Source organism: Bradyrhizobium sp. ma5 (assembly GCF_042258955.1).
In the GTDB taxonomy this organism is placed as follows: domain Bacteria; phylum Pseudomonadota; class Alphaproteobacteria; order Rhizobiales; family Xanthobacteraceae; genus Bradyrhizobium.
In genome coordinates, this window is record NZ_CP170156.1 from 8,373,108 (window position 1) to 8,399,947 (window position 26,840).

Sequence of the window (26,840 nt, forward strand, 5' to 3'; positions counted from 1 at the left end):
AGAACCAAACCAGGAGACATTATGCTTTCTACCGTTCGGATCGCCGCGATTTCTGCGGCGATCGTCGCTGTTGCCGCGACGTCCACTGCCGCATTCGCCCAGAAGAAATACGACACCGGCGCAAGCGATACCGAGATCAAGGTCGGCAACATCATCCCCTATTCGGGACCAGCCTCCGCCTACGGCGTGATCGGCAAGACCGAAGAAGCCTACTTCAAGATGATCAACGACCGCGGCGGCATCAACGGCCGCAAGGTCAATTTCGTCAGCTATGACGACGCCTATTCGCCGCCGAAAGCGGTCGAGCAGGTGCGCAAGCTGGTCGAGAGCGATGAAGTGCTGCTGGTCTTCAACCCGCTCGGCACGCCGTCCAACACCGCGATCCAGAAGTACCTGAATTCCAAGAAGATCCCGCAGCTGTTCGTCGCCACCGGCGCCACCAAGTGGAACGACCCGAAGAACTTCCCGTGGACCATGGGCTGGCAGCCGAGCTACCAGAGCGAAGCGCAGATCTACGCCAAGTGGCTGATGAAGGAGAAGCCCGACGCCAAGGTCGCGATCCTCTATCAGAACGACGATTTCGGCAAAGACTACCTCAAGGGCACCAAGGACGGTTTTGGCGCCAAGGCGGTCTCCAGCATCATCATGGAGGAAAGCTATGAGGTGTCCGAGCCGTCGATCGACGGCCACATCGTCAAGATCAAGGCCGCCAATCCCGACGTGCTGCTGATCTACACCACGCCGAAGTTCGGCGCGCAGACCATCAAGAAGACCGCCGAGCTCGGCTGGAAGCCGCTCCAGATCATCACCAACGTGTCGGCCTCGGTCGGCAGCGTGATGCAGCCGGCCGGCTTCGACAACTCCCAGGGCGTGCTGTCCGCGGCCTACGCCAAGGACGGCGCCGACTCGCAGTGGAACAACGACCCCGGCATGAAGAAGTGGTCGGAGTTTCTCGACAAGTACATGCCGGGCGCCGACAAGACCGACGGCGGCTATGTCTACGGCTACGGCGCCGCACAGACGCTCGCCAAGGTGCTGGAAATGTGCGGCGACGACCTCACCCGCGCCAACGTCATGAAGCAGGCGGCGAGCCTGAAGGATTTTACGCCCGACACCCTGCTGCCCGGCGTCAAGATCAACACCTCCGCCACCGACTTCGCCCCGATCGCCCAGCTGCAGATGCAGCGCTTCAAGGGTCAGAAGTGGGAACTGTTCGGTGACATCATTTCCGGCGACGTCCCCACCGAGTGACGTTGCACTGCGGGAATAAAACAACAGCCTCCGCGATCTCCGTCGCGGGGGCTTTTTGTTGACGCCCCGCGCCGATGGTATTGAATACTGCAAACTAAGAACCCGAGGTGGGGAAACCATGACTGCCGCACGTCCGTCCCTGACGGCGCTCTTGGCCGCATTGGCTCTGATCCTGACGAGCTGCAATGTCGCGCTGGCGCAGAAGAAGTACGACACCGGGGCCAGCGACACCGAGATCAAGATCGGCAACACCGCGCCCTACAGCGGCCCGGCCTCGGCCTATGGCGTGATCGGCAGGACCGAGGCGGCCTACTTCAAGATGATCAACGAGTCCGGCGGCATCCACGGCCGCAAGATCACGTTCATCTCCTACGACGACGGCTACTCGCCGGCCAAGACGGTGGAGCAAACCCGCAAGCTGGTCGAGGACGACGAGGTCCTGCTGCTGTTCGGCTCGGTTGGTACAGCAACCAACGCTTCGATCCGGAAGTACATGAACGAGAAGCAGGTGCCGCAACTGTTCGTCGGTTCCGGCGGCTCCAAGTGGAACGACCCCAAGAACTATCCCTGGACCATGGGCTGGCAGCCGTCCTACCAGGACGAAGCGCGGGTCTACGCAAAATACATCATGAAGCACAAGCCCGATGCCAAGGTTGCGCTGCTCTACCAGAACGACGATTTCGGCAAGGACTACCTCAAGGGCCTGAAGGATGCCTTCGGCGACAAGGCCTCGATGATCGTCGCCGAAGAGGCTTACGAGACGTCGGAGCCTGCGATCGACAATCACATTGTCAAGCTGAAGGCCGCCGGCGCCGACACCTTCATCAGCGTCACGTCACCGAAATTCGCGGCGCAGGCGATCAAGAAGGCCGCCGAAATCGCGTGGACGCCCTTGCAATTCGTCGCCAATGTCTCGGCCTCGGTCGGCGGCGTCATGCAGCCGGCCGGCTTCGAGAACGCGCAGGGCATCCTGTCGGCGTCCTATCTCAAGGACGGCGCCGATCCGCAATGGGACCAGGATCCCGGCATGGAGAAATTCCTTGTCTTCCTCAAGAAGAACTATCCCGACGCCAACAAGCTCGACGGCGCCACCTCCTACGGCTACGCCGCCGCACAGACCATGGCGCAGGTGCTGGAGATGTGCGGCGACGACCTCACCCGCGCCAACATCATGAAGCAGGCCGCGAGCCTGAAGGATTACGTCCCCGGCACGCTGCTGCCGGGCATCAGCATCAACACCTCGGCGACCGACTTCGCGCCGATCAAGCAGTTGCAGCTGATGCGCTTCAAGGGCGAGAAGTGGGAGCTGTTCGGCGACATCATCTCGAGCGGGCTCAGCAACTAGGACGAGGCACGATCGCCATTACAAACGCTTCGCGTGTGTCGCGAAGCATTTGTGCGGCGCCGGCTTTCCTTGCAACGCGTTCGACTAAATGACGCCCTCCGCGGCAGCGCCGCGGGCGGGCTTTCTGTTGCTGGCACCAGACGAAAGGTATTCAATGCTGGAAGGAGCCGCAAAAGTGCTCCCACTCCAAAAATCGTGACACATTCACCGTGATCCAAGGGAGATCAAAATGCCTGCTATCCGTTTGCGGTTGGGGGCCATTTCGGCTGCCCTCGCATTGCTCGCAGCGACCACGAGTCCCTCCGTCGCGCAGAAGAAATACGACATCGGCGCCTCCGACAGCGAGATCAAGATCGGCAACATCATGCCCTACAGCGGGGCGGCCTCCGCCTATGGCGTGATCGGCAAGACCGAGGAGGCCTATTTCCGCAAGATCAATGCCGAGGGCGGCATCAACGGCCGCAAGATCACCTACATCAGCTATGACGACGCCTACACACCACCGAAGACCGTCGAGCAGGCGCGCAAGCTCGTCGAGAGCGACGAGGTGCTGCTGATCTTCAATTCGCTCGGCACGCCGCCGAACTCGGCGATCCAGAAATACATGAACCAGAAGAAGGTGCCGCAGCTGTTCGTCGCCACCGGCGCCACCAAGTGGAACGACCCGAGGGAATTTCCCTGGACGATGGGCTGGCAGCCCAACTACCAGAGCGAGTCCATCATCTACGCAAAGTACATCCTGAAGAACAAGCCGGACGCCAAGATCGCGGTGCTCTACCAGAACGACGATTACGGCAAGGACTATCTGAAGGGCTTCAAGGACGGGCTCGGCAGCAAGGCAGCATCGATGATCGTCGCCGAGGATAGCTACGAGGTGACGGAGCCGACCATCGACTCCCACATCGTGAGGCTCAAGGCCTCCGGCGCCGACGTGTTCTTCAACATCACGACGCCGAAATTCGCGGCGCAGGCGATCAAGAAGAACGCCGAGCTCAACTGGCATCCGCTGCATTTCCTCAACAACGTCTCCGGATCGATCGGCAGCGTGATCAAGCCCGCGGGCTTCGAGAACGCCCAGGACATCATCTCGTCGCAATATTTCAAGGACCCGACCGACCCGCAGTGGAAGACCGACAAGGCAATGATCGCCTGGAACGAGTTCCTCGATAAATACTATCCGGAAGCGAACCGCGCCGATGCCTCCGTGATGTATGCCTACATCGTCTCGCAGGGCCTGGTGCACGTGCTCAAGGCGTGCGGCGACGACCTGACCCGCGAGAACATCATGAAGCAGGCGGCCAGCATTCGCGATTACGAACCAGGCGGCCTGTTGCCGGGGGTCAAGGTCAACACCTCGGCGACCGATTTCGCGCCGCTCTCGCAACTGCAATTGATCCGCTTCAAGGGCCAGACCTGGGAGCGCTTTGGCGAGATTTTGAGCGGCGACGTCGGCGGTTAACCCGGAATTATCGACTAAAGACGAGAGCCCCTGCGGCATTGTCGCAGGGGCTTTTCATTGAGACGGGCCGCCCGAAATGCTAATCATTGCAGTCAAATAACAGAGCCCTCGAAACAAGGGGGCCGCGACACATTCGTCTGACAACAGGGAGAGAGACATAGATGTCCGCCACCACAAGACTTGCGGTCCTTGGGGCCGCCCTCGCGCTCGTCGCGACGTCCAGCAGCGCTGCGCTTGCCCAGAAGAAATACGACACCGGCGCCGGCGACACCGAGATCAAGATCGGCAACATCATGCCCTACAGCGGACCCGCCTCCGCCTACGGCATCATCGGCCGCACCGAGGCCGCCTACTTCAAGAAGATCAACGACGCCGGCGGCATCAACGGCCGCAAGATCAACTTCATCTCCTACGATGACGCCTACTCGCCGCCGAAAGCCGTGGAGCAGGCCCGCAAGCTGGTCGAAAGCGACGAGGTGCTGCTGATCTTCAACTCGCTCGGCACGCCGTCGAACTCGGCGATCCAGAAATACATGAACTCCAAGAAGGTGCCGCAGCTGTTCGTCGCGACCGGCGCCACCAAGTGGAACGATCCGAAGGACTTCCCCTGGACCATGGGCTGGCAGCCCAACTACCAGAGCGAGACCCAGATCTACGCAAAGTACATCCTGAAGAACATGCCGAACGCCAAGATCGCCGTGCTCTACCAGAACGACGATTACGGCAAGGACTATCTGAAGGGTCTGAAGGACGGTCTCGGCCAGAAGGCCGCCAGCATGATCGTCGCCGAAGAGAGCTTCGAGACCTCGCAGCCGACGATCGACAGCAACATCGTCAAGCTGAAGGCAAGCAACGCCGACGTCTTCATCGACATCGCGACGCCGAAATTCGCGGCGCAGGCGATCAAGAAGGTCGCCGAGATCGGCTGGAAGCCGACGCACTTCCTCAACAACGTGTCGGCCTCGGTCGGCAGCGTGATCAAACCGGCCGGCTTCGAGAATGCGCAGGACATCATCTCCGCCGCCTATCTGAAGGACGCTTCCGACAAGCAATGGGACAATGATCCCGGCATGAAGGAATTCTACGCTTTCATGGCCAAGGACTTCCCCGAGGGCGACAAGCTCGACGGCGGCACCGTGGTCGGCTTCGGCGTGGCCCAGACCCTGGTTCAGGTGCTCAAGCAGTGCGGCGACAACCTCACCCGCGAGAACATCATGAAGCAGGCGGCGAGCCTGCAGGACTTCCGCACCGAAGTGCTGCTGCCCGGCATCAAGATCAATACCGCCGCGAACGATTTCGCCCCGATCAGCCAGTTGCAGCTGATGAAGTTCAAGGGCGATAAGTGGGAACTGTTCGGCGACGTCATCAGCGCCGACGTCGGCGGCTGATTTCCTGCCGACAATCGACCGACAATGGCCCCCTGCGATACCGTCGCAGGGGGCTTTTCATTCACCATGGGGCGACCGGCCCGGGTCAATGCCTGCTTACACTTTGCCCGGCGATGCGCTAGGAAAACCGGCAACAACCGCAGAGAACCCGGCGGCCCAGCGCGCCGGCAACAACAAGGAGTTTTCGGGAAATGCCGAAGCCGATCCGTCACCGTGTCGCAACCGCCCTGCTCGGCCTCGCCGTCGCTGCCATGACAAGCAATGCCGCATGGGCGCAGAAGAAATACGACACCGGTGCAACCGATACCGAGATCAAGATCGGCAACATCGTGCCCTATAGCGGCCCGGCGTCGGCCTATGGCGTGGTCGGCAAGGCGATGGCCGCGGTGTTCAAGAAGGTCAACGACGATGGCGGCATCAACGGCCGCAAGATCAATTTCATCTCCTATGACGACGCCTATTCGCCGCCGAAGGCGGTCGAGCAGGCCCGCAAGCTGGTCGAGAGCGACGAGGTGCTGTTCCTGTTCGGCACGCTCGGCACCGCCTCCAACACCGCGATCCAAAAATATCTCAACGCCAAGAAGGTGCCGCAGCTGTTCGTCGCCACCGGCGCGACCAAGTGGAACGATCCGAAAGCGTTCCCGTGGACCATGGGCTGGCTGCCGAGCTACCAGAGCGAGTCGCGGATCTACGCGAAATATCTGCTCAAGGAGAAGCCCACGGCCAAGGTCGCGGTGCTCTACCAGAACGACGACATGGGCAAGGACTACCTGAAGGGCCTGGAAGACGGCTTCGCCAGCGATCCTGCGCGGATTGCCGCCAAGGAGAGCTACGAGGTCGCCGAGCCCACCATCGATTCCCATGTGGTGCGGCTGAAATCCGCCAACCCCGACGTCATCATCTTCTTCACCACGCCGAAATTCGGCGCCCAGGCGATCAAGAAGCTCGGCGAGATGAACTGGAAGCCGATGACGATCGTCTCCAACGTCTCGGCCTCCACCGCGACGGTGATGCGCCCCGCGGGCCTCGACAATGCGCAGGGCGTGATCTCGGCCGCCTACGCCAAGGACGCCAGCGACCCGCAGTGGAAGGACGACGCCGGCATGAAGGCGTTCGACGAGCTGCTCGCCAAATACATGCCCGACACCAACCGCGTCGATGCCTCGGCGATGACCGGCTACAACATGGCGACCACGATGGTCGAGGTGCTGCGCCGCTGCGGCGACGACCTCACCCGCGCCAATGTGATGAAGCAGGCGGCGAGCCTGAAGCAGTTTGCGCAGGGCGGCCTGCTGCCCGGCGTGACGCTGTCGACCGGGCCTGCCGACTTCCAGCCGATCGAGCAATTGCAGCTGATGCAGTTCAAGGGTGAGCGCTGGCAGTTGTTCGGCGACGTCATCAGCGGCGAAGTCGGCGGAAACTGACCGCGTAACGAAAGCACAGCCATGACCGACCGTCGTCCCTTCCTGCGTTCGATCTTCGATGCCGCGGTGGCGGCTGCGCATCCCGATGTCGTGCTGGCATCGCGGCTGCGGCCGGCGCCGAAGGGACGCGTGATCTGCCTCGCCGCCGGCAAGGGCGCCGGCGCCATGGCGGCGGCGGCGGAACGGCATTATCTCGACACGCTCGGCCTCGAACCGTCGCGGCTGGTCGGTATCGCCACCACCCGGCACGGCCATGGCGTCCCGACCCGCCGTATCAAGGTGGTCGAGGCCGGCCACCCGGTGCCCGATGAAGCCGGCCTGCGCGCGGCCGACGATACGCTGCGGCTCGCGGCGGAAGCCACCCCCGACGATCTGCTGCTGGTGCTGCTGACCGGCGGCGGCTCGGCGAACTGGATCGCGCCCGTCGAGGGCGTGAGCTTTGCCCAGAAGCGGCAGGTCAACCGCGCGCTGCTGCGCTCCGGTGCGCCGATCGGCGAGATGAACATCGTGCGCAAGCATCTGTCGCGGATCAAGGGCGGACGGCTGGCCCGCGCCGGGCAGCACGCCGCCGAGATCGTCACGCTGGCGATTTCCGACGTGCCGCATGACGATCCCTCCGCGATCGCCTCGGGGCCGACGGTGCCAGATCCGACCACGCTCGCGGATGCCCGCGCGCTGGTCGCCAAATACAATCTCTCGGTCGATGACGCGGTCCGCCGCGCGCTCGACGATCCCAGGAACGAGAGCTGCAAGCCGGGCGATCCCGCCTTTGCGCGCGCGACATTCGATCTGCTGGCAAAGCCGAAAGCCTCAATCGACGCCGCGGTGAAGGTCGCGCAAGACGCCGGCTACGAGACCATCGCGCTCGGCGCCGATCTCGAGGGCGAGGCCCGCGACGTCGCGGCCGATCACGCGCGGCTCGCACTGAAGGCGCGCAGCGAGGGCAAGCGCGTCGCCATCGTTTCCGGCGGCGAGCTCACGGTGACGGTACGCGGCAACGGCCGCGGCGGCCCCAACCAGGAATACGCGCTGGCGCTGGCCGACCTGCTCAAGGACACGCCCGACATCGCAGCGCTCGCCGCCGATACCGACGGCGCCGATGGCGGCGCCGGCAGCGCCACCGACCCCGCCGGAGCCGTGATCGATCAGGCGACCTTCGCAAAGATGAAATCGATCGGCCTCGACTCCAGGGCCTATCTCGAGAACAACGATGCCACCGGCTTCTTCGCGCAGACTGGCGATTTATTGCTGACCGGGCCGACGCTGACCAACGTCAACGATGTGCGGGTGATTTTGGTGGATTGAGGCACCGTCATTCCGGGGCTCGCGGAGCGAGAGCCCGGAATCCATACTCCCGATCGCGGTTATGGATTCCGGGCCTGCGCCTCACGGCGCATCCCAGAATGACGAAAGCTCAAAACTCCTGCGCGAGCTTGGCCAGCATCTCCAACAGCGCGGCGTGGTTGGCCGGGCCGAGCACCTCGATCAGCCGCGCCTCATGCTTGTTGGCGACCAGTTTCTTGGCGCGCGCCAGCACGGCGCGGCCCTTGTCGGTCAGGACCAGGATGTGGGAGCGGCGGTCGTTGGTGGAGCGCATCCGCGCGCAAAGGTCGCGGCTCTCCAGCGCGTCCAGCATGGCGACGAAATTCGGCCTGAGGATGCCGAGCGTGTTGGCGATCTCGGTCTGGTTGCGGCCCGGATTCTTGTCCAGCAGCAGCAGCACAGAGAACTGCGCCGGCGTCAGCTGCAATGGCGCGACGCAGCGCAGGAAGTCCTCGAAGACCTTGAGCTGCGCACGCTTCAGCGAATAGCCGAGCAGTCCGGACAGTTCGCCCAGTTGCAGCATGCTGTCATCCCCGGCAGGATCGACCGGTTCCCTGCGCAGGGCACGCGACGATCTGACGGCATCGGCGGCGGTTTTGGAAACAGTCATCGCTCCAGGCTCGCAATCCCGGTAAAAAACCCCGCGGGACGCTCGGGGACCTTGAGATTATATCTAATAATCGTTATGCACCATATCAAATATCGGCGGCTATCAACAGCCGGCATCGGCCGACCCGACCGGCACAGCCGGCTGCGGCGGTCCGACGCTTAAGGGGGAGCGCTCGGCCTTGAACACAACGATCATGCTGTTCCTGCTGCAGGACGGCATCACCAATGGCGCGATCTACGCACTGCTCGGGCTGGCCCTGGTGCTGGTGTTCGCGGTGACGCGGGTGATCCTGATCCCGCAGGGCGAATTCGTCACCTACGGCGCGCTGAGCTACGCCATGCTGGCGACCGGGCAGGTGCCAGGCACCGTGCGCCTTGCCGTCGCGATGGGCCTCGTCGCGTTCGCGCTCGACCTGTTCTTCGCCCGCAATGCGCTGCATGCCCGGCTGGTGATGCGCTCGGTCGCGCTCAACATCGTCTTCCCTGTCGCGCTGCTCGGCCTCGTCTATGCGCTGGTTGGCCCCAACACGCCGATTGCCGTCAACATCGCGCTCGCGCTGCTGATCGTAGCGGCGATCGGGCTGTTTCTCTATCGCATCGCCTTCCAGCCGATCGCGCACACCTCCGTGCTGGTGCTGCTGATCGCCTCGGTCGGCTGCCATCTGGCGCTGCAAGGCCTCGGCCTGGTGTTCTTCGGCGCGGAGGGCCTGCGCGCCCCGGCGCTGTCGAGCGCCGCGGTGACCGCGGGACCGCTGCGCTTCACCGGCCAGAGCCTCGCTGTGTATGCCCTGACGGTCGGCTTCATCGTGGGGCTGTGGCTGTTCTTCGGCTACACCAAGACCGGCAAGGCGCTGCGCGCCACCGCGGTCAATCGCCTCGGCGCCCGCCTGGTCGGCATCCGCACCACGCTGTCGGGCCAGATCGCGTTCCTGCTCGCCTCCGTGATCGGCGCGATATCCGGCATCCTGATCGTGCCGATCACGACGCTCTATTACGACACCGGCTTCCTGATCGGCCTGAAGGGCTTCATCGCCGCCATCATCGGCGGCCTAGTCAGCTATCCCCTGACCGCGGTCGCCGCCATCGTGGTCGGCATCGTCGAGGCATTCTCGTCGTTCTACGCGAGTAATTTCAAAGAAGTCATCGTGTTCACGCTGATCCTTCCCGTCCTGGTGCTGCGCTCGCTCGCAGCGCCCCAGGTCGAAGAAGAGAAGGATTGAGCACGATGACGCAGCGACTTCCTCTCATCATCTTCGCGCTCGTGATGGCGGTGATCCCGCTTCTGCCGGGCATCCCGCCGTTCTGGATCGTGCTGCTCGACAATATCGGCCTCGCCGCGCTGGTCGCGATGGGGCTGGTGCTGCTCACCGGCGTCGGCGGCCTCACCTCGTTCGGACAGGCTGCGTTCTGCGGCTTCGGCGCCTACACCACGGCGGTGCTGACCACCGCCTACGGCGTGTCGCCGTGGCTGACGCTGCCGGCTTCGCTTTTGGTCAGCGGCATTGCTGCCGTGCTGCTCGGCATCGTCACGGTGCGGCTGTCGGGCCACTATCTGCCGCTCGGCACCATCGCCTGGGGCATCGGGCTGTTCTATTTGTTCAGCAAGCTCGAATTCCTCGGCCGCAACGACGGCATTTCGGGCATCCCGCCGCTCTCGATCGGCTCTTTCAGGATGCTGAGCCCGGACACGATCTATTACGCGATCTGGGTCGCGGTGCTGCTCTCCGCGCTCCTCACCATGAACCTGCTGGATTCCCGCACCGGCCGCGCCATCCGCGCTCTGCGGCGCGGCCATATCGCGGCCGAGGCATTCGGTGTGCAGACGCCGCGCGCCAAGCTCCTGGTGTTCATCTATGCGGCAGTGCTGGCCGGCCTGTCCGGCTGGCTCTATGCGCATTTCCAGCGTGCCGCCAACCCGACGCCGTTCGGCGCGCAGGCCGGCATCGAGTATCTGTTCATCGCCGTCGTCGGCGGTGCCGGTTACGTCTGGGGCGGCGTGCTCGGCGCCGCCATCGTCGTGATCCTCAAAGAGGTGCTGCAGAGCTACCTGCCCTACATCTTCGGCGGCCAGAGCCAGCTCGAGACCATCGTGTTCGGCATCATGCTGGTGCTGCTGTTGCAGCTCGCGCCGCAGGGCGTCTGGCCCTGGCTGATGTCGCGGCTGCCGTTCAAGCCGGCCCGCAAGACGCCGGACACATCGGTGAAGCTGGAACACCGTGAGCGGGCGGCAGGAACGTCTCCGGTCCTCCTGCACATCGACAAGGCGCGTAAGCAGTTCGGCGGCGTGCTTGCGGTGAACGACGTCTCGTTCGACGTCAACGCCCGCGAGATCGTCGCGCTGATCGGCCCGAATGGCGCCGGCAAGAGCACGACCTTCAACCTGATCACCGGCGTGCTGGCCGCGACCAGCGGCAAGATCGCCGTGCTCGGCAACGAGGTTGCGAACGCCCCGCCGCAGGAGGTGGTCAAGCTCGGCGTCAGCAGGACGTTCCAGCACGTCAAGCTGGTGCCCGACATGACCGTGCTCGAGAACGTCGCGATCGGCGCGCATCTGCGCGGCAATTCCGGGGCGATCTCCAGCATGCTGCGGCTGGACCGCACTGACGAGGCGAAGCTGCTGGCGGAAGCTGCGCGGCAAATCGAGCGCGTCGGCCTGTCCGAGCAGATCGACCAACTCGCGGGCTCGCTGTCGCTCGGGCAACAGCGCATCGTCGAGATCGCGCGTGCGCTGTGCGTCGACCCGATGCTGCTGCTGCTCGACGAACCGGCCGCAGGCCTGCGCCACATGGAGAAGCAGCGGCTGGCCGCGCTGCTCCGGCAATTGCGCGACGGCGGCATGTCGGTGCTGCTGGTCGAACACGACATGGGGTTCGTGATGGATCTCGCCGACCGCATCGTGGTGCTCGATTTCGGCACCAAGATCGCCGAGGGCACGCCGGCTGCGATCAAGCGCAACCCCGACGTGATCAAGGCCTATCTCGGAGCCGCTGCATGAGTGCGCTGCTGACGGTTGCCGACGTCCATATCGCCTACGGCAAGGTCGAGGCCGTGCGCGGCGTCTCGCTCGACGTTGGCGAGAACGAGATCGTCACCATCATCGGCGCCAACGGCGCCGGCAAGACCACGCTGCTTAACGCCATCATGGGCGTGCTGCCGCTGCGGGGCCGCACCACCTTTGCCGGTGTCGACATGGCGCCGCTCGATATCGAGGACCGCGTCGCCACCGGCCTGAGCCTGGTGCCCGAGCATCGCGAGTTGTTCGGCACCATGAATGTCGAGGACAATCTCGAGCTCGGCGCCTTCCGGATCACGAAGGCAACCGCGGCACGCTCGCTGGAGCGGGTCTACACGCTGTTTCCGCGGCTCAAGGAACGGCGCAAGCAGCTCGCCGGCACGCTCTCCGGCGGTGAGCAGCAGATGCTGGCGATGGGCCGCGCGCTGATGGGCGCGCCGAAATTGCTGATGCTGGACGAGCCGAGCCTCGGTCTCGCCCCGATCATCGTCGCGGACATCTTCCGCATCGTCGGCGAACTCCGCGCAGCCGGCGTCTCGGTGCTGCTGGTCGAGCAGAACGCCCAGGCCGCGCTGCAGATCGCAGACCGTGCCTATGTGATGGAGCTCGGCGAATTCGTGCTGTCGGGCCCAGCCAGCGAGATCGCCGCCAACAAGGGCGTCGCCGCGAGCTATCTCGGCTTCCAGCACGAAGGCGAGAGCGCGATCTAGGCGCGCCATCGCCCGCTCGTGAAAAAGCCGGCCCCTTTAGCGGCACCGGCTTCTTTAGTTTCGCGGACCAAGATCGGCTCACATCGCCGGGATGTACTTGCCGTCCTTGACCGTGAGCAGGATGCGCGAGCGGTCGTCGAGGCCGTAGCGGTCCTTTTCGGTCCAGTTGTAGACGCCCTGGCTCGCCACGATCTCCTTCTCGGAGATGAACGCCTGGCGGATCGCCTCGCGGAATTCCGGCGTGCCGGGCTTGGCGGTCTTCAGCGCTGTCGGGATGATGCGCTTCAGCACCTCGAAGGCGTCGAAGGAATGGCCGGCGAACTGGCTGCGGCTGTTGGCGCCGTATTTGGCTTCATAGGCCGCGTTCAGCGTCAGGCCCGGCTTCTTGGTCAGCGCGCTGTCGGGTTGGGTTTCCGGCGACATGATCGGGCCGGCCGACATGATGACGCCTTCCGCGGACGCGCCTGCGATGCGGATGAAGTCCATCGTGGCGGCACCGTGGGTCTGATAGATCAGGCCCTTGTAGCCGCGCTCACGCAGCGCGGACTGCGGCAGCGCCGCGGCGGTGCCGGAGGCGCCGACCAGGATGGCGTCGGGATTGGCGGCGACAAGCTTCAGCACCTGACCCGCGACCGACGTATCCGGACGCGCGAAGCGCTCCTCATCGGTCATGGTCAGGCCCATCGGCACGGCTTGCGCCTTGAAGTCGTTGACCCAGAGATCGCCGTAGGAATCCGAATAGCCGATATAGCCGACGGTCTTGATGTTGTGCGCCTTCATGTGCTCGTAGAGCACCTTGCCCATGATCGGAATCGACTGCGGCAGGTCGACCGACCATTTCGCGCGGGCCTCATTGATCGGAAACGGCGCGAGACCGAGATGCGGGATGCCGGCCTCATTGGCGACCGTCGACACCGCGATCGTCGTCGGCGTGATGCAGGAGCCCATGATGATATCGGCCCTGGACTCGGTGACGAAGCGCCGCGTATTGGTGGTCGCGGCCGTCGGATCGCCGGCATCGTCGAGCACGATCAGCTTCAGCGGCACGCCGCCGATCTCCTTCGGCACGAAATCGAGCGCGTTGCGTTCGGGGATGCCGAGCGCCGCGGCGGGGCCGGTGGTCGAGATCGAGATGCCGATGGTGATTTCATTGGTCTGCGCCAGCGCGGATGCGCCCGGCAGCGCGATAGCGGCTGCGAGCACTGCGGCGGCGAGAGTGGCCTTCTTCATTCATTCCTCCCTGCGGATATGTTTTTTGGGTTTAAACCAGTTTTGCGGGCCAATTCAGCCCCTTCTTTAGGTCATGAGGGGCTGCAAGTCAGCCCTGAACAAGTCAGCCCTTCATGAAGCGGTCGATAACCTCCTGCGGAAATGGCGCTGATTTCAGCCTGGCGGGATCGTCCGGATGGCGGCCGACCAGCACCCTGGTCTCGAACGCCTCGATGGCCAACGCCTCGCCCTTGAACACGCGGTGCACCACCTCGAAGCTCGAGCGCTTGATGCTCTCGATCCGGCTTTCGATGGTAATCCAGTCGCCATGGGTTGACGGGATGTGGAATTTCGCCCGCGTGTCGACCATGGGAATGCCGACCAAGCCGTATTTGTGGACGAGGTCCTGCTTCGAGCAACCGGCAGCTTCGAACATGATCGAGGTCGAGTCGTCGAACATCGCGAAGTAGCGCGGGTAGTAGACGATGTTGGCGGGGTCGCAATCGCCCCACTGGATCTGCACGTCGCGCCGGTTGACGAACATGGTCTATCCTCGATTGAGCGTGAGCGATCCGGAAGGGCGCTTTGCGCTCTTCCGGATCATGCTTCAGCGCGGCGCCATCCGGAGCGCGGCATCGAGCCGCACCACTTCGCCATTCAGATAGGGATTGTCGATCATGTGCAGCGCCAGCGAGGCGAACTCGTCGGCCTGGCCCAGCCGGCGCGGGAACGGGATCGCGGCGGCGAGTGAATCCTGCGCCTCCTGCGGCAGGCCGGCCAGCAAGGGCGTCATGAACAGGCCGGGCGCGATGGTCAGCACACGGATGCCGAACTGCGCAAGCTCGCGCGCGATCGGCAAAGTCATCGCGACGATGCCGCCCTTCGAGGCCGAATAGGCCGCCTGCCCGATCTGGCCGTCATAGGCGGCGACTGACGCAGTCGAGATCACGACGCCGCGCTCGCCGGTCGCCAGCGGCTCGAGCTTCGACATCTCAGCGGTCGCAAGCCGCAACATGTTGAAGGAGCCGATCAGATTGACCTTGATCACCTTGTCGAAGTCGGCGAGCGCCATCGGCCCCTCGCGGCCGATCACGCGCTTTGCCACCCCGATGCCGGCACAGTTGACCAGCACGCGTGCCGGGCCATGTGCCTTGGCGGCGGCAGCGACCGCGGCTTCGGCCGCTGCCGCATCGGCGACGTCGCAGACCACAGGAATGCCGCCGATCTCGGCGGCGACGCTCTCGGCGAGCTTGGCGTTGAGGTCGCAGACCGCGACCTTGGCGCCGTGCGCAGCCAGCCGGCGCGCGGTCGCGGCACCCAATCCCGATGCGCCGCCGGTGACGATGGCGGCCTGGTCCTTCAACTGCATGGCATTCTCTCCTTGAATGGTCAGACGAGTTTGATCACCGATGCCGGCGGCACCGGCGCATAGAGCGCTTCGATGATGTCAGTGCGATGCTCTAGCACCGCGCGCTGGTTGATCGAGCCCTTGTCGGTGACCTCGCCGCGATCGATCGACAGCGGTGTGTCGAGCAGGATCGCCCGCGCGATCCGGTTCGATGAACCGGTGGCGCTCGCAAGGACCCGCGCGAAGCGTTCGCGAAAGGCGGCGCGCACCAGCGGATCATTGGCCGCGGCCGCGATGTCGCCTGCGGCAAGCGCCGGATTGATCAGGCGGCAGCCGTCGAGATCGAGGATCACGATCGCCGCGAGTTCGTCGCGATTCAGCCCCGCGATCACGACGTCGCGCACCAGCGGCGCGCAGGTGCCGACGAAGCGCGCCCGCAACGGTCCGACGCTGACCCAGGTGCCGCTTGCCAGCTTGAAATCCTCGGCGATGCGACCATCGAAATCGAAACCGGCATCGAGATCGCCGGCGTTGGTGGGCTTCAGCGCATCGCCAAATTTATAGAAGCCTTCCTCGTCGAACGCCTTGGCGGTCAGTTCGGGCTGCCGCCAGTAGCCCGGCGTCACGTTGGGACCTTTGGCGCGCACCTCGAGCTTGCCGTTGTTCGGCACCAGCTTGGCATCATTGCCCGAGACCGGAAGCCCGACATGGCCGGAGCGGCTGGTATCGGGCCGCACCGACATGAAGAACGGCGAGGTCTCGGTGGCGCCGAGCCCGGTCAACATCGGCACGCGATAGCCCTTCTCCTGCACGGCGAGCGCATCGAGGCTGTTCCAGATGAACGGCGACAGCGCCGCACCCGAAAAGAACATCGCATGCAAGCGGTGGAAGAACTTTGCCCGCAGGCCTGCATCGTCGCGCAGATAGGGCAGCAGCGATTCGTAGCCCTTGGGCACATTGAAATAGACCGTCGGCGAGATCTCGCGCAGGTTTCGCACCGTCTCCTCGATGCCGCCGGGCATCGGCTTGCCCTCGTCGAGATAGATCGAGCCACCATTGAAGAGCGTCAGCCCGACATTGTGATTGCCGCCAAAGGTGTGATTCCACGGCAGCCAGTCGACGATGACGGGCGGCTCGTCCTTCAGGAACGCCAGCGTCTCGCGCAGCATCACCTGGTTGGCGCAGATCATGCGCTGGGTGTTGATGACGGCCTTGGGATTGCCGGTCGAGCCCGACGTCAGCAGGAACTTTGCGATCGTATCCGGACCGATCCCAGCATGGACCGCGTCGAGGCGCGGATCCTCCGGCGTTGCGATCAGCTCGGCGAGCCGGGTCACCTCGCGGCCAGGCACGGTCCCGCGGCTTGCCGCGATCTCGACACCGGGCCCGACATTGGCGCGCAGGGCGTCGGCGAATTTGTCGGCATCGTCGACGAAGACGAGGCCCGGCGTGAGCAGCTTGATGACGAAGCTGAGCTTGCCGTAGTCGCGCGACACCAGCGAGTAGGCCGGCGACACCGGGCAGAACGGAATGCCGGCATAGAGCGCGCCGAGCGCGATCAGCGCGTGATCGATCGAATTACCCGACAGGATCATGATCGGCCGCTCGGCCGACAGCCCGCGCGCGATCAGCGCGGAGGCGATGCGCCGGGTCGTCTCCAGCAATTGCGCATAGGTGATCTGGCGCCAGCCGCCGCCGGCTGCACGTTCGGCCATGAACACGCGGCTCGGCTCGGCATTCGCCCAGTGATGCAGGCGGTCGGTGAGGCGAACGGGGTAATCGGCGAGAGTGAGCTTGGGGCGAAGGTAGATCGTGCCGTCGTCGCGGCGCTCGACGGTGACATCAGGGTTGCCGAACGAGATCGGGCGCAGCGGATGGGTATTCGCGGTGGACGCAGACGCAGATATATCAGCCTTGGCGCTCATGTCGGCTTCACCTTGGCGGTCTTGCGATCCAGGAACGCACGGATGCGCTTCTTGGCTTCCTTGTCGCTCTGCGCCACCGTCGCCATCAGCGATTCCATCAGGAGGCCGGTCTGCGGATTGGCCTCGGCGATCATCGGCAGCGCCTGCAACACGGCGAAGTTGGTCAGCGGCGCATTAGCCGCGACGCGCTCGGCAAGCTCCAGCGCCTTCGGCAACGCGCCGTCGGCCTCGGTGAGGTATTGCGAGAAGCCGTAGGCCGCGCCCTCGGTCGCCGAATAGACCCGGCCGGTCAGCATCATGTCGGCCATCCTGGGCACGCCGATCAGGCGCGGCAGCCGCACCGATCCGCCACCGCCGACGAAGATGCCGCGCTGGCCCTCGGGCAGCGCGAAATAGGCCGACGGCTCGGCGACCCGGATATGCGCCGCGCAGGCAAGCTCCAGCCCGCCGCCGATCACCGCGCCCTTCAGCGCGGCGATGACGGGCACGCGGCAATACTGGATGCGGTCGAACACGCGGTGCCACATCTGGGAATGCACCAGGCCCTCGGTGGCGTCGCGCTCGGTCAGTTCGGAGAGATCGAGCCCGGACGAGAAATGATCGCCGACGCCATGGATGACGACGGCGCCGACCTCGTCGGGAATCGCGGAAAAGCAGTCGCGCAGCGCCAGGATGATGCCATCGTTCAGCGCATTGCGCTTGGCCGACCGGTTGAGCCCGACGGTCAGCACCGCCCCTCGCGTCTCGATCCTGAGCAGCGAGGCATCACCCGCGTCGGCAGCGTTTCCCATGGCGTTATTGTTTCCTATTCAGAATAGTTATGTTGTATAACTATCATCGCAGGAGTCAAGGCGCGCGTGGCGGCGCAGGACTTCACCCTCCCTTGGAGGGGGTGGGTCGGCTCACATGAGCGAAGCGGAATGTGAGACGGGGTGGAGTGACGGTCTCTCCACCCGGACAGTGCCCGTGTGGAGCGATCACCCCACCTCGCCGCGCATTTTCATGCGCGTCCCATCCTCCCCCCCCCAGGGGAGGATGGGAGCGGAGCGTCAAAGCACCTGATGCACGTCGATCACGACACGGTCGGCGTGGCGGGCGGCGGAGCCGATGAAGATGTGCTCCATCAGCCAGCGGTACTTTTCGGCGCCGGTTTCGAATCTCGGCATGGTACGGAAATAGATCAGCTTCGGGTCGACCGGCTCGCCGCGCTTGAGCTTCTCGAGCAGATCGACTGGCCCGAAGCGGATGCCCTTGTTCTCGACATAGACGACGGCGCCGTCGTCAGTCTCAAAGGCATATTTTGCCTCCAGCTCGATCAGCTCGCTCGGCCGGATGATCTGGAAGTCGGCGCCGAAGGGCAGCACCTTGCCGTTGATCCCCTCGCCTTTCACCTCGCCGCCAACGATCGGAATGATGCGGCGGATGCCGGTGCCGATGTCGCCGGCGGAGGTCACCTCGGCGATCCGGGCGGTGATCGTGAAGACATATTTGGTGTGAAGCTCGGGTGTCATTGATCTAGCCTATCATGCGCTGCGGCAGCCAGGTCGCCAGCAGCGGGAACAGGATCAGGATCCCCAGCCGGATCAGATCGGTGATCACGAACGGCAGCACGCCGACGAAGATCGTCGACATATTGACGTCCTTGATCACGCTCTTGATCACGAACACGTTCATGCCGACCGGCGGGTGGATCAGCCCGAGCTCCACCGTCATGACGATGATGATGCCGAACCAGATCGGGTCGAAGCCGAGCGCGGTCACCACCGGAAACACGATCGGCACGGTAAGGATCACCATCGCCATCGCATCCATCAGGCAGCCCAGCACCAGATACATCATCAGGATCAGCGCCAGCACGCCATAGGGACCGATGCCGAGTCCGGTGAGGAATCCAGTGACGTTCTGCGGCGTCTGGGTGATGGTGAGGAAATAGCCGAAGCAGAGCGCGCCGATCAGCACGGTGAACACGGCGGCCGCAGTGCGCGTCGCCTGCAGCAGCGATTGCAGGATGCCGTCTTTGGTCAGCTTGCCCCTGAGGATGCCGATGATGAAGGCACCGACCGCGCCGACCGCGCCCGCTTCGGTCGGGACGAAGAAGCCGCCATAGAGGCCGCCGATCACGAACAAAAACAGCAGCAGCGGCGACCAGACGTCGCGCATCGCAAGCGCGCGCTCATGCCACGACGCCTTCTTGCCTGCCGGCAGGAAGCCCGGCCGGGTCACGCCGATGATGCCGATCGTGATCATGTGCATCAGGATCGCGAGCAGGCCCGGCACCACGCCCGCGATGAACAGCTTGCCGATGTCCTGCTGGGTGATGATGCCGTACACCGCGAGCACCGTGGACGGCGGCAGCATCGCCCCGAGCGTGCCGCCGACTGCGATCACGCCGGTGGAGAACGATTGCGGATAGCCGAAGCGGCGCATCTCGGGATAGGCAACCGCCGAGAAGGTCGCGGCGGTCGCAACCGACGAGCCCGAGATCGCGGCAAAGCCGCCGCAGGCCGCGATGGTCGCAATGCCGAGCCCGCCCTTCCAGTGGCCGACGAAGGTGTTGGCGGCGCGGAACAGCTCGCGACTGATGCCCGAGACGGACACGAAGGCGCCCATCAGGAGGAACATCGGGATCACGCCGAAGGAATAATCCGTCACCGTGCGCATCGTGGTCTGGCCGACCAGCTTCAGCGCCGGGGCAAAGCCGGTGAGGTAGCCAAAGCCGGTGATGCCGACGAGGCCCATCGCCATGCCGACGGGGACACGCAACAGCATCAGCGCGAACAGGCTGACGAAGCCGATGACGGCGACGGCCTCGGGACTCAAATCGAGACTCATGGCCGTCTACTCCGCAGTCTTGATCTTGGCATCGTGGATATCTTCCGGATGGAAGATCAGGCGGTAGGTCCGGATCGCAATCAGCAGCACCGCGGAGACATCGCCGAGCCAGGACACCAGGAAGAACGGCCAGACCGGCACGCCGAGATCCATGGTGACGATGTGGCTGTTCCTGGTGTCGATCACCTTGTCGACCAGCGTGTAGGTCTGCACGCTCACCACGAACAGCAGCACCAGCGTCGCGAAGATGTCGATCCAGCGCTGATAGCGCGGCGAGGCATTCGCCCAGACCAGATCCACGGTGATGTGGGTGCCACGATAGCTCGTCGCCGCGATGCCCCAGAAGATCAGGATGCCGAGCAGGAACTGGCCGAAATTGTAGTAGTCGGGGATCGTCACCGAAAAGAACTTGCGCATGAACACCGCGGTGAAGGTGTTGAGCGCGACGACGCCGACGAAGAAGGCCGCCACCCATTCGATCGAATCGATGAAACGGTCCATGAAATTCTTGCGCACCGGCTCGGGTGGACCGGTGATCGCGCCGTCCTGGGAAACTTCGGCAGATTGCGTCATGCGTTGCTTCGATGAGCCCCCTCGCCCCGCTCTTGCGGGGAGAGGGTTGGGGTGAGGGGCTGCTTCCACGAGTTGTGGACGCGGTGAGACCTGTACCCCCTCACCCGGATCGCATCTGACGATGCGATCCGACCTCTCCCCGCAAGCGGGGAGAGGTGAAGGGGCAACGGGATCAGATCCCCGCCTCGTACTTCTTCAGCGTGGCCTGCAGATCGGCCTCGATCTTCTCGGCATCGCCGCCGGCCTTCTTCACGGCCTCGGCCCAGCTGTCGCGCAGCGGCTTGACCGCCTTCTTCCACTCGGCGAGCTGATCCGCCGTCAGCGGATAGACCTCGTGGCCTTGCAGCGCCTTCATCTTGGTGCGGCCGTTGGCTTCGAAATCGGTCCAGGGATCGGTGACCTTGGAGGCCCATTCCGGCGTGCAATGATCGTCGATCACCTTCTTCTGGGCGTCCGACATCGCATTATATTTGGCGAGGTTGATGTTGTAGGTGAACACCGTCGTGTAGAGCGGCACGTCCATGTGGTACTTCACCACCTTGTCGATGCCGAACAGGAAGATCGAGCCCCAGGGGAAGGTGATCTCGTCGGCGACGCCGCGCTCGATCGCATCGCGCGATTCCGGCGCGGAGGCCTGCACATTGGTGCCGCCGAACATCTTCACCATCTCGCCGATGGTGCTCTGCGCGGGGCGCACCTTCACGCCGCTAAGGTCGCTCGGCAGCACGATCTTCTTCTTGCCGTGCAGGGCGCCCGGATCGTGGATGAAGGCGAAGCAGAGCTTGGTGTCCTTCATCTCGGTCGGCGCGTATTTGTGGTACCACTCGTTCAGCGCCAGCGTGCCCTTCTTGCCGTCCGAGAACACGAACGGGAGCTGGCCTGCGGCCGCGATCGGGAACCGGCCGGGCTGATAGCCGGGGTTGACATAGGTGACGTCGGCGATGCCGTCGCGCGCCATGTCGTAATGGTCGAATGCCTTGCCGAGCTGCTCGGACGGAAACACGGTGACCTTGATGGTGCCGCCCGATGCCTTCTCGATGTCGGCGGCCCAGGCTTGCGTCGCCGGCACCAGCGGATGCGCCGGCGGCACCCAGAGCGACACTTTGAGATTGACGGTCTTGTCCTGCGCCTGCGAAGGACCTGCGGCCGGCACGATGGCGGCGGCTGCCATCAGCAGCGCCAACAAACTCTTCCTCATCACCTCTCCTCCTCTCCAGGACGGGCTTCGTGCCCGGTCTCATTACTTAACATGTTATCTAATTCGCGCGGATATTCAAGACAAAATCCGCGAGGACGACGCCTCGTCGCACCCGGCGCCTCCGGCATCTTGCGCTGCGGCGAACGCGCTTGCCGCGCAAAACCGCCTTGCCAAAACTGTTATATGATATAGTTGCCTTGGCAAGTTGATGGCGCTCGCCCCGGTGCGGGCGCCCGCGGAAAGCCTATCCGATCGGGAGGACCAGGTGTTGCGGACAAAAGTAGCAATCATAGGCGCAGGTCCGGCCGGACTGTTGCTTGGGCAACTACTTCATACTTTCGGCGTAGACAACGTCATTCTCGAGCGGCAGACGCCGGATTACGTGCTGGGGCGAATCCGCGCCGGCCTGCTCGAGGAAGGCACCGTGTTGCTGCTCGACAGCGTCGGTGCGGGTGCCCGGCTGCACCAGGAAGGCCTGGTTCATCACGGCGTCGAGCTGGCGTTCGGCGGCGCGCGGCACCGCATCGACATGCATGCGGCGACCGGCAAGACCGTGACCATCTACGGCCAGACCGAGGTCACGCTCGATCTGATGAACGCGCGCAAGGCGGCCGGCCTGACCACGGTCTACTCCGCCGCCGACGTCACGCCTCACGATTTCGACACCGATCATCCGCGCGTCAGTTACGTCAAGGACGGCGTCACCCACGAAATCGCCTGCGATTTCATCGCCGGCTGCGACGGCTTCCACGGCGTCAGCCGCGCCAGCGTACCAGCGTCGGCGATCAACAGCTATGAACGGGTGTATCCGTTCGGCTGGCTCGGCATCCTCTCGGAGACGCCGCCGGTTTCGCCGGAGCTGATCTACAACAACCATGCGCGCGGCTTTGCGCTGTGCACGATGCGCTCGACCCATCGCAGCCGCTATTACGTGCAGTGCCCGCTCGACGACCATGTCGATCAATGGTCCGACGAGCGGTTCTGGGATGAATTGAAGCGGCGCCTCGACCAGAAAGCCGCCGACGAGATCATAACCGGCCCGTCGATCGAAAAGAGCATCGCGCCGCTGCGCAGCTTCGTCGCCGAACCGATGCGGTTCGGCCGCATGTTTCTCGCCGGCGACGCCTCGCACATCGTGCCGCCGACCGGCGCCAAGGGCCTGAACCTTGCCGCCAGCGACGTGCATTATCTGTCACAGGCGCTGCGCGAATATTACGACGAGAGATCCTCGGCAGGGCTCGACGGCTACTCGGCAAAGGCGCTGGCGCGGGTCTGGAAGGCGGTGCGCTTCTCCTGGTGGATGACCTCGATGCTGCACAAATTCCCCGACGAAGGCGAATTCGCCGCGCGCATCCAGATCGCCGAGCTCGACTACCTCGTCAGCTCGAAGGCGGCGTCGACCTCGCTGTCGGAGAATTATGTGGGGTTGCCGTTCTAGATAGCCGACACAATGGTTGACCCGTCATCCTGAGGTGCGAGCGCAGCGAGCCTCGAAGGATGAATCGGCCACCGTCCGGGCCGTCGACCCTTCGAGACGGCCGCTCCGCGGCCTCCTCAGGGTGACGGGGATAGGATTTCGCTCGCCGCTAGGCAGTTCGTTCTGAAAGCCCTAGCATCGCGAATGTCACCGGCCAGGAGCAGCCGCCATGCTCAGCCTCTATTTCGCACCGGGCGCCAGCTCGATGGCAGTGCATATCGCCCTGCACGAGATCGGCACGGGCTTCGAGGCCCATCCGATGTCGTTTAAGCGCAACGACATGCAAGCGCCCGGTTATCTCGCGCTCAATCCGGAAGGCACGGTCCCGACGCTCCTGATCGACGGCCGTCCGCTGACCGAGGTCGCGGCGATCCTGTTCTATCTCGCGAGGCGATTCCCCGAAGCTGAGCTGCTGCCGCGCGACGACATCGCGGCCGAGGCGCAAGCGCTGTCGTGGATGTCCTTCATCGCCTCGACGCTGCATCCGGCAAGGGCGCGCGGGCTCGACTACGCGAAGGCGGTCTGGGGCATCGCCGACCGCCGGCTCGGTCACGGCTGGGCGATCGGCAGCTACTCGATCGCCGACATCCATCTGTTCCGCCTGTACTGGCGCCTCGCCAATTCGCTGAAGCTGCCGCCGGAGACGTTTCCCAACCTCACGGCGCATTACGATAAGATGATGGCGCGACCGGCGGTGCAGAAGACGATCGAAGTCGAAAGCGAGGTCGGCTACGAATTGCCGGCGTGATCGGTCCTCCGCGGTGGTTCTTCAAACACCTGCGCAAATCCCGTTTAAAACTTTGTAGGCGGTGAAACCACGGTCGACATCGCGTTCAATGGCGTCAACGCAACGCCATGCACGAGACTCAGATGACCACCGATACGCAAGTCGCCCCCGACATTCCCCAAGACGTCCCCGAAGGCTTCGAGCCGCTGTTCCGCAAGAGCCCGCTCACCGAGCCCTGGGAGCCGCTCTATGCAAAGAAGACCGAGCGATCCGTCATCATCGGCCTACGGCTGGCGAGGCCGCACACCAACGGCCGCGGCCTGATCCATGGCGGGCTGATCGCAGCACTTTCCGACAATGCGATGGGCTATAGCTGCGGCCAGGCGACCGGCTGGACCACCTCGTATGTGACGATCTCGCTCACGGTCGATTTCGTCGGCTCCGCCAACGTCGGGCAGTGGCTCGCGATCGAGAGCGACGTGATCAAGACCGGCAGCACGATCTGCTTCGCACAGAGCCTGATCAAGGCCGACGGCGTCACGATCGCCCGCGCCAGCGGCACGTTCCGCGTGGTGCCTAAGAAGGCGCCGGTCAGCTAAGCGCCTAGCGCTAGCCGAAGTGCCAGTCGGTGATCTCGGTGACGAGATCGATGAAGGTCCGCACCTTGGCTGACAACAGCCGGGATGTCGGGTAGACGACATGGATCGGCACCGGCGGCTGCTCGAACTCGGCGAGCACGATGCGGAGTCGCCGCGCTTTGAGCGATTCGGCGGCCTGGTAGGCCATCACGCGGGTCAGCCCGCCGTCCTGCTCGGCGTACTGGATGGCAGCGTCCGAGCTGTTGCTGGTGAAGCGCGGCGTCGGCGTGATGCGGATCTCCTGCCCGTCCTCCATGAAGCGCCAGTCCGGCGTCGCGGTCATCGCGCCGAACTGGATGGTGTCATGGGCGGTGAGGTCGGCCGGCCGCTTCGGCTCGCCGCGAAGCTTGAGATAGCCGGCCGAGACCACCACGATCCGGCGCATCTGGCCGACATGCCGCGCCACCAGCGTCGAATCCGGCAGGTGCCCGAGCCTAACCGCGAGGTCGACGCCGTCCTCGACCAGGTTGATCCGGCGATCCGACAGCCGCAGGTCGACGCCGACATCGGGATAGCGTTTGAGGTAGGCGGTGACGACCGGACTGACATGCAGCCGCCCGAAGCCGAACGGCGCCGAGATCACCAGCCGCCCTTCGGGGCGGGTGCGCTCGCTCTCGACCGCGTCCTCGGCCTCCTCGACATCGGCCAGGATCCGCCGCGCCCGCTCCAGATAGCGCGAGCCGGCGTCGGTCAGCGTCACCTGCCGCGTGGTCCGCTGTAGGAGGCGCGCGCCGAGCCGCTCCTCCAGCGCCGCGATCAGCCGCGTGATGGCGGATGGCGACAGGCCGAGCTTGCGGGCCGCGGGGGCAAACCCCTCGAGGTCCGCCACCGCGACGAAGGCCTGCATGGCGTCGATCCGGTCCATGGCACTATTGCATAATCGGCAACAGTGAAGTGTCAATTCCCAAGATTGCTTACGAACCGGAAATACCCATGTTACGGTTCGAGGACGGCCGCTTTGTCGCCCGTGGCGGGAGGCTCAGATGTCAGACGCTGGCAGTTGTTCGAGCGATGTCGGGTTCACCCCGGCGGTGAAGGAAATCCAGACCCGCAAGGGTTCGCGCGCGACCTATGCCGAGGTCGAGGCCCATGGCGGCTGGCAAACCGAGGTCGACGAGAACCTCGCCGCCTTCCTCGCCAATGCCAACAGCTTCTATTTCGCCACCGCCTCCGCCGCCGGCCAGCCCTACATCCAGCATCGCGGCGGGCCGAAGGGTTTCATCAAGGTGCTCGACAAGCACACCATCGCGTTCGCCGATTACAGCGGCAACCGGCAGTTCATCACCCAGGGCAATCTCTCGGAGAACCCGAAGGCCTATATCTTCGTGATGAACTACGCGTACCGGCAGCGGGTGAAGATCTGGGGCGAGGCGCGGGTGGTGGAAGACGATCCGGCGCTGACGCGTTCGCTGATGCCGCAGGGCTATCGCGCGCGGCCCGAGCAGGTGATCCTGTTCAAGGTCGCGGCGTGGGACACCAACTGCCCGCAGCACATTCCGCAGAAATTCGACGCGGCCGATGTGTCCAGCGCGCTTGCCTCGCGCGACCAGCGCATCGCCGAGCTCGAGGCGGAGCTCGCCGCATTGAAGGGCGAGCCCGCTCCCGTCGTGGCGGGCTAAGCCGCCGCTTGCTGCTGCAACGGCGCCCAGGCGAACTCCGGATAATATTGCTGCATCATCCGGCCGACATAAGCGGTGAGATTGTCGAATTTCTCGGTGCGCTCGCGCAGCGGCGAATCGAAGAACGGCGTCAGGATTCCCGCCAGCGCGCCGAACGCGGTGGCGTCGGTGCCGCACGGGGCATTGCCCATCAGATAGGGCTTGTCGCCGAGCTGCACCGACAGCGCAAACAGCGAGCGGAGCGCGAGATCGACGTCCTCGTCGGGCCCGTGGCGGCCAAGCCCGCTCAACAGATAGTTCTCGGCGACGCGGAACTGGGCGTCCTCGCGCATCTTGTCGCGCATGTGGTCGGGCGCGCCGTCGAAGAAATGTGCAGGCCCCTTGGCGAAATTGGTGTCGTCGACCCAGCGCGCGCCGACCAGCGCCCAGTAGACGTGATGCTCGATCATGCGCTCGAAGGCCCAGGCCTGCGCGCGTGCCTGCAGGCTCAGCGGCGCGTCGAAATCGAAGCCGTATTTGCCCTCGATATGGGCGCGGATGAAGGTCGAATCGGCGATCGTCTCGCCGTCATCGGCGATGAAGGGCAACTGGCCCTTGGGAGAGGCCGGCGGCGTCGCCTTCTCCTTGCGATACTCAAGCCCGGCCATCTTGAGCTGGACCTCGGTCTTGGTCACGAAGGGGCTGATTTCCGGCAAGCCGAAGCCCGTGCCAAAGCCAAAAAGCGTAATCATATGAAGCTCCCGATCGCCTGTGGTCGTGAATTGAAGCTAGC

General features: G+C 64.3%; 25 protein-coding genes. 13 read left to right on the top strand and 12 right to left on the bottom strand.

From position 1 onward, the window contains the following. The first annotated feature begins 21 nt into the window (after positions 1-21). The 6 genes from ACE103_RS39590 (at position 22) to ACE103_RS39615 (ending at position 8,172) form a co-directional block, all read left to right on the top strand. Positions 22-1,251: an ABC transporter substrate-binding protein gene (locus tag ACE103_RS39590; RefSeq protein WP_375777383.1), complete on the top strand. Its 1,230-nt coding sequence runs from the start codon at positions 22-24 to the stop codon at positions 1,249-1,251. Positions 1,252-1,369: 118 nt separating this feature from the next. Beyond that, positions 1,370-2,596: an ABC transporter substrate-binding protein gene (locus ACE103_RS39595; RefSeq protein WP_375777384.1), complete on the top strand. Its 1,227-nt coding sequence runs from the start codon at positions 1,370-1,372 to the stop codon at positions 2,594-2,596. A gap of 229 nt (positions 2,597-2,825) precedes the next feature. After that, positions 2,826-4,055 (top strand): ABC transporter substrate-binding protein, encoded by a 1,230-nt coding sequence (locus tag ACE103_RS39600; RefSeq protein WP_375777385.1) that lies wholly within the window; start codon positions 2,826-2,828, stop codon positions 4,053-4,055. A 161-nt stretch (positions 4,056-4,216) separates the two neighbouring features. Beyond that, on the top strand, positions 4,217-5,443 hold the full coding sequence (locus tag ACE103_RS39605; RefSeq protein ID WP_223965979.1) for an ABC transporter substrate-binding protein: 1,227 nt from the start codon (positions 4,217-4,219) through the stop codon (positions 5,441-5,443). 191 nt (positions 5,444-5,634) lie between these two features. Continuing rightward, complete coding sequence (locus ACE103_RS39610; RefSeq protein WP_375777386.1) at positions 5,635-6,867, top strand: ABC transporter substrate-binding protein; 1,233 nt, start codon at positions 5,635-5,637, stop codon at positions 6,865-6,867. A 21-nt stretch (positions 6,868-6,888) separates the two neighbouring features. Next, positions 6,889-8,172, top strand: coding sequence for a glycerate kinase (locus ACE103_RS39615; RefSeq protein ID WP_375777387.1), 1,284 nt, complete (start codon positions 6,889-6,891; stop codon positions 8,170-8,172). A 109-nt stretch (positions 8,173-8,281) separates the two neighbouring features. On the opposite strand, the gene ACE103_RS39620 is transcribed toward ACE103_RS39615, so the two are convergent. Continuing rightward, on the bottom strand, positions 8,282-8,800 hold the full coding sequence (locus ACE103_RS39620) for a MarR family winged helix-turn-helix transcriptional regulator (RefSeq protein WP_223965975.1): 519 nt from the start codon (positions 8,798-8,800) through the stop codon (positions 8,282-8,284). Positions 8,801-8,978: 178 nt separating this feature from the next. Here ACE103_RS39620 and ACE103_RS39625 point away from each other — a divergent pair, with 178 nt between their 5' ends. From ACE103_RS39625 to ACE103_RS39635, 3 genes are read left to right on the top strand one after another with little or no spacing between them, the layout of a single operon-like run. Continuing rightward, positions 8,979-10,019, top strand: a complete 1,041-nt coding sequence (locus ACE103_RS39625) for a branched-chain amino acid ABC transporter permease (protein WP_375777388.1) — start codon at positions 8,979-8,981, stop codon at positions 10,017-10,019. A gap of 5 nt (positions 10,020-10,024) precedes the next feature. Beyond that, positions 10,025-11,794, top strand: coding sequence for an ATP-binding cassette domain-containing protein (locus ACE103_RS39630; RefSeq protein WP_375777389.1), 1,770 nt, complete (start codon positions 10,025-10,027; stop codon positions 11,792-11,794). Continuing rightward, positions 11,791-12,522: an ABC transporter ATP-binding protein gene (locus tag ACE103_RS39635; RefSeq protein ID WP_375777390.1), complete on the top strand. Its 732-nt coding sequence runs from the start codon at positions 11,791-11,793 to the stop codon at positions 12,520-12,522. The genes ACE103_RS39630 and ACE103_RS39635 overlap by 4 nt, the downstream gene beginning before the upstream one ends. Positions 12,523-12,600: 78 nt before the next feature. On the opposite strand, the gene ACE103_RS39640 is transcribed toward ACE103_RS39635, so the two are convergent. The 9 genes from ACE103_RS39640 to ACE103_RS39680 form a co-directional block, all read right to left on the bottom strand. Continuing rightward, a complete protein-coding gene (locus tag ACE103_RS39640) occupies positions 12,601-13,752 on the bottom strand; it encodes an ABC transporter substrate-binding protein (RefSeq protein ID WP_375777391.1) in 1,152 nt (383 codons plus the stop codon). A 103-nt stretch (positions 13,753-13,855) separates the two neighbouring features. After that, positions 13,856-14,275: a thioesterase family protein gene (locus ACE103_RS39645; protein ID WP_095731507.1), complete on the bottom strand. Its 420-nt coding sequence runs from the start codon at positions 14,273-14,275 to the stop codon at positions 13,856-13,858. A 63-nt stretch (positions 14,276-14,338) separates the two neighbouring features. Beyond that, complete coding sequence (locus tag ACE103_RS39650) at positions 14,339-15,100, bottom strand: SDR family NAD(P)-dependent oxidoreductase (RefSeq protein ID WP_375777392.1); 762 nt, start codon at positions 15,098-15,100, stop codon at positions 14,339-14,341. A 20-nt stretch (positions 15,101-15,120) separates the two neighbouring features. Continuing rightward, positions 15,121-17,004 (bottom strand): feruloyl-CoA synthase, encoded by a 1,884-nt coding sequence (locus ACE103_RS39655; protein ID WP_375777393.1) that lies wholly within the window; start codon positions 17,002-17,004, stop codon positions 15,121-15,123. Continuing rightward, the gene (locus tag ACE103_RS39660) at positions 17,001-17,795 is read right to left on the bottom strand and encodes a crotonase/enoyl-CoA hydratase family protein (RefSeq protein WP_375777394.1); all 795 of its coding nucleotides are present in this window, start codon (positions 17,793-17,795) and stop codon (positions 17,001-17,003) included. The genes ACE103_RS39655 and ACE103_RS39660 overlap by 4 nt, the downstream gene beginning before the upstream one ends. 258 nt (positions 17,796-18,053) lie before the next feature. Then, entirely contained in the window at positions 18,054-18,515 is a 462-nt protein-coding gene (locus tag ACE103_RS39665) for a DUF3237 domain-containing protein (RefSeq protein WP_375777395.1), read from the bottom strand. A gap of 4 nt (positions 18,516-18,519) precedes the next feature. After that, complete coding sequence (locus ACE103_RS39670; RefSeq protein WP_375781274.1) at positions 18,520-19,824, bottom strand: TRAP transporter large permease; 1,305 nt, start codon at positions 19,822-19,824, stop codon at positions 18,520-18,522. 18 nt (positions 19,825-19,842) lie between these two features. After that, positions 19,843-20,352: a TRAP transporter small permease gene (locus tag ACE103_RS39675; RefSeq protein WP_375781275.1), complete on the bottom strand. Its 510-nt coding sequence runs from the start codon at positions 20,350-20,352 to the stop codon at positions 19,843-19,845. 229 nt (positions 20,353-20,581) lie between these two features. Further along, positions 20,582-21,607 carry a TRAP transporter substrate-binding protein gene (locus tag ACE103_RS39680; RefSeq protein ID WP_092126278.1) on the bottom strand — a complete coding sequence of 342 codons (1,026 nt, stop codon included), beginning with the start codon at positions 21,605-21,607 and terminating at the stop codon, positions 20,582-20,584. A 268-nt stretch (positions 21,608-21,875) separates the two neighbouring features. Between ACE103_RS39680 and pobA the strand changes: the two genes are divergently transcribed. The 3 genes from pobA to ACE103_RS39695 all read left to right on the top strand — a co-directional run bounded on the left by pobA (position 21,876) and on the right by ACE103_RS39695 (position 24,410). Continuing rightward, positions 21,876-23,045, top strand: a complete 1,170-nt coding sequence (gene pobA / locus ACE103_RS39685) for a 4-hydroxybenzoate 3-monooxygenase (RefSeq protein WP_375781276.1) — start codon at positions 21,876-21,878, stop codon at positions 23,043-23,045. 208 nt (positions 23,046-23,253) lie between these two features. Continuing rightward, entirely contained in the window at positions 23,254-23,832 is a 579-nt protein-coding gene (locus ACE103_RS39690) for a glutathione S-transferase family protein (RefSeq protein ID WP_375777396.1), read from the top strand. A 122-nt stretch (positions 23,833-23,954) separates the two neighbouring features. After that, the gene (locus ACE103_RS39695; RefSeq protein ID WP_223965954.1) at positions 23,955-24,410 is read left to right on the top strand and encodes a PaaI family thioesterase; all 456 of its coding nucleotides are present in this window, start codon (positions 23,955-23,957) and stop codon (positions 24,408-24,410) included. Positions 24,411-24,420: 10 nt separating this feature from the next. Here ACE103_RS39695 and ACE103_RS39700 read toward each other — a convergent pair whose 3' ends face one another. Then, the gene (locus ACE103_RS39700; RefSeq protein WP_375777397.1) at positions 24,421-25,314 is read right to left on the bottom strand and encodes a LysR family transcriptional regulator; all 894 of its coding nucleotides are present in this window, start codon (positions 25,312-25,314) and stop codon (positions 24,421-24,423) included. Between the two features lie 118 nt (positions 25,315-25,432). On the opposite strand from ACE103_RS39700, the gene ACE103_RS39705 reads away from it, so the two are divergent. After that, complete coding sequence (locus tag ACE103_RS39705; protein WP_375777398.1) at positions 25,433-26,068, top strand: pyridoxamine 5'-phosphate oxidase family protein; 636 nt, start codon at positions 25,433-25,435, stop codon at positions 26,066-26,068. Here the strand turns inward: ACE103_RS39705 and ACE103_RS39710 are convergent. Next, positions 26,065-26,799, bottom strand: a complete 735-nt coding sequence (locus tag ACE103_RS39710; RefSeq protein ID WP_375777399.1) for a glutathione S-transferase family protein — start codon at positions 26,797-26,799, stop codon at positions 26,065-26,067. The two genes, ACE103_RS39705 and ACE103_RS39710, sit on opposite strands and share 4 nt — an antisense overlap. Positions 26,800-26,840: the final 41 nt, after the last annotated feature.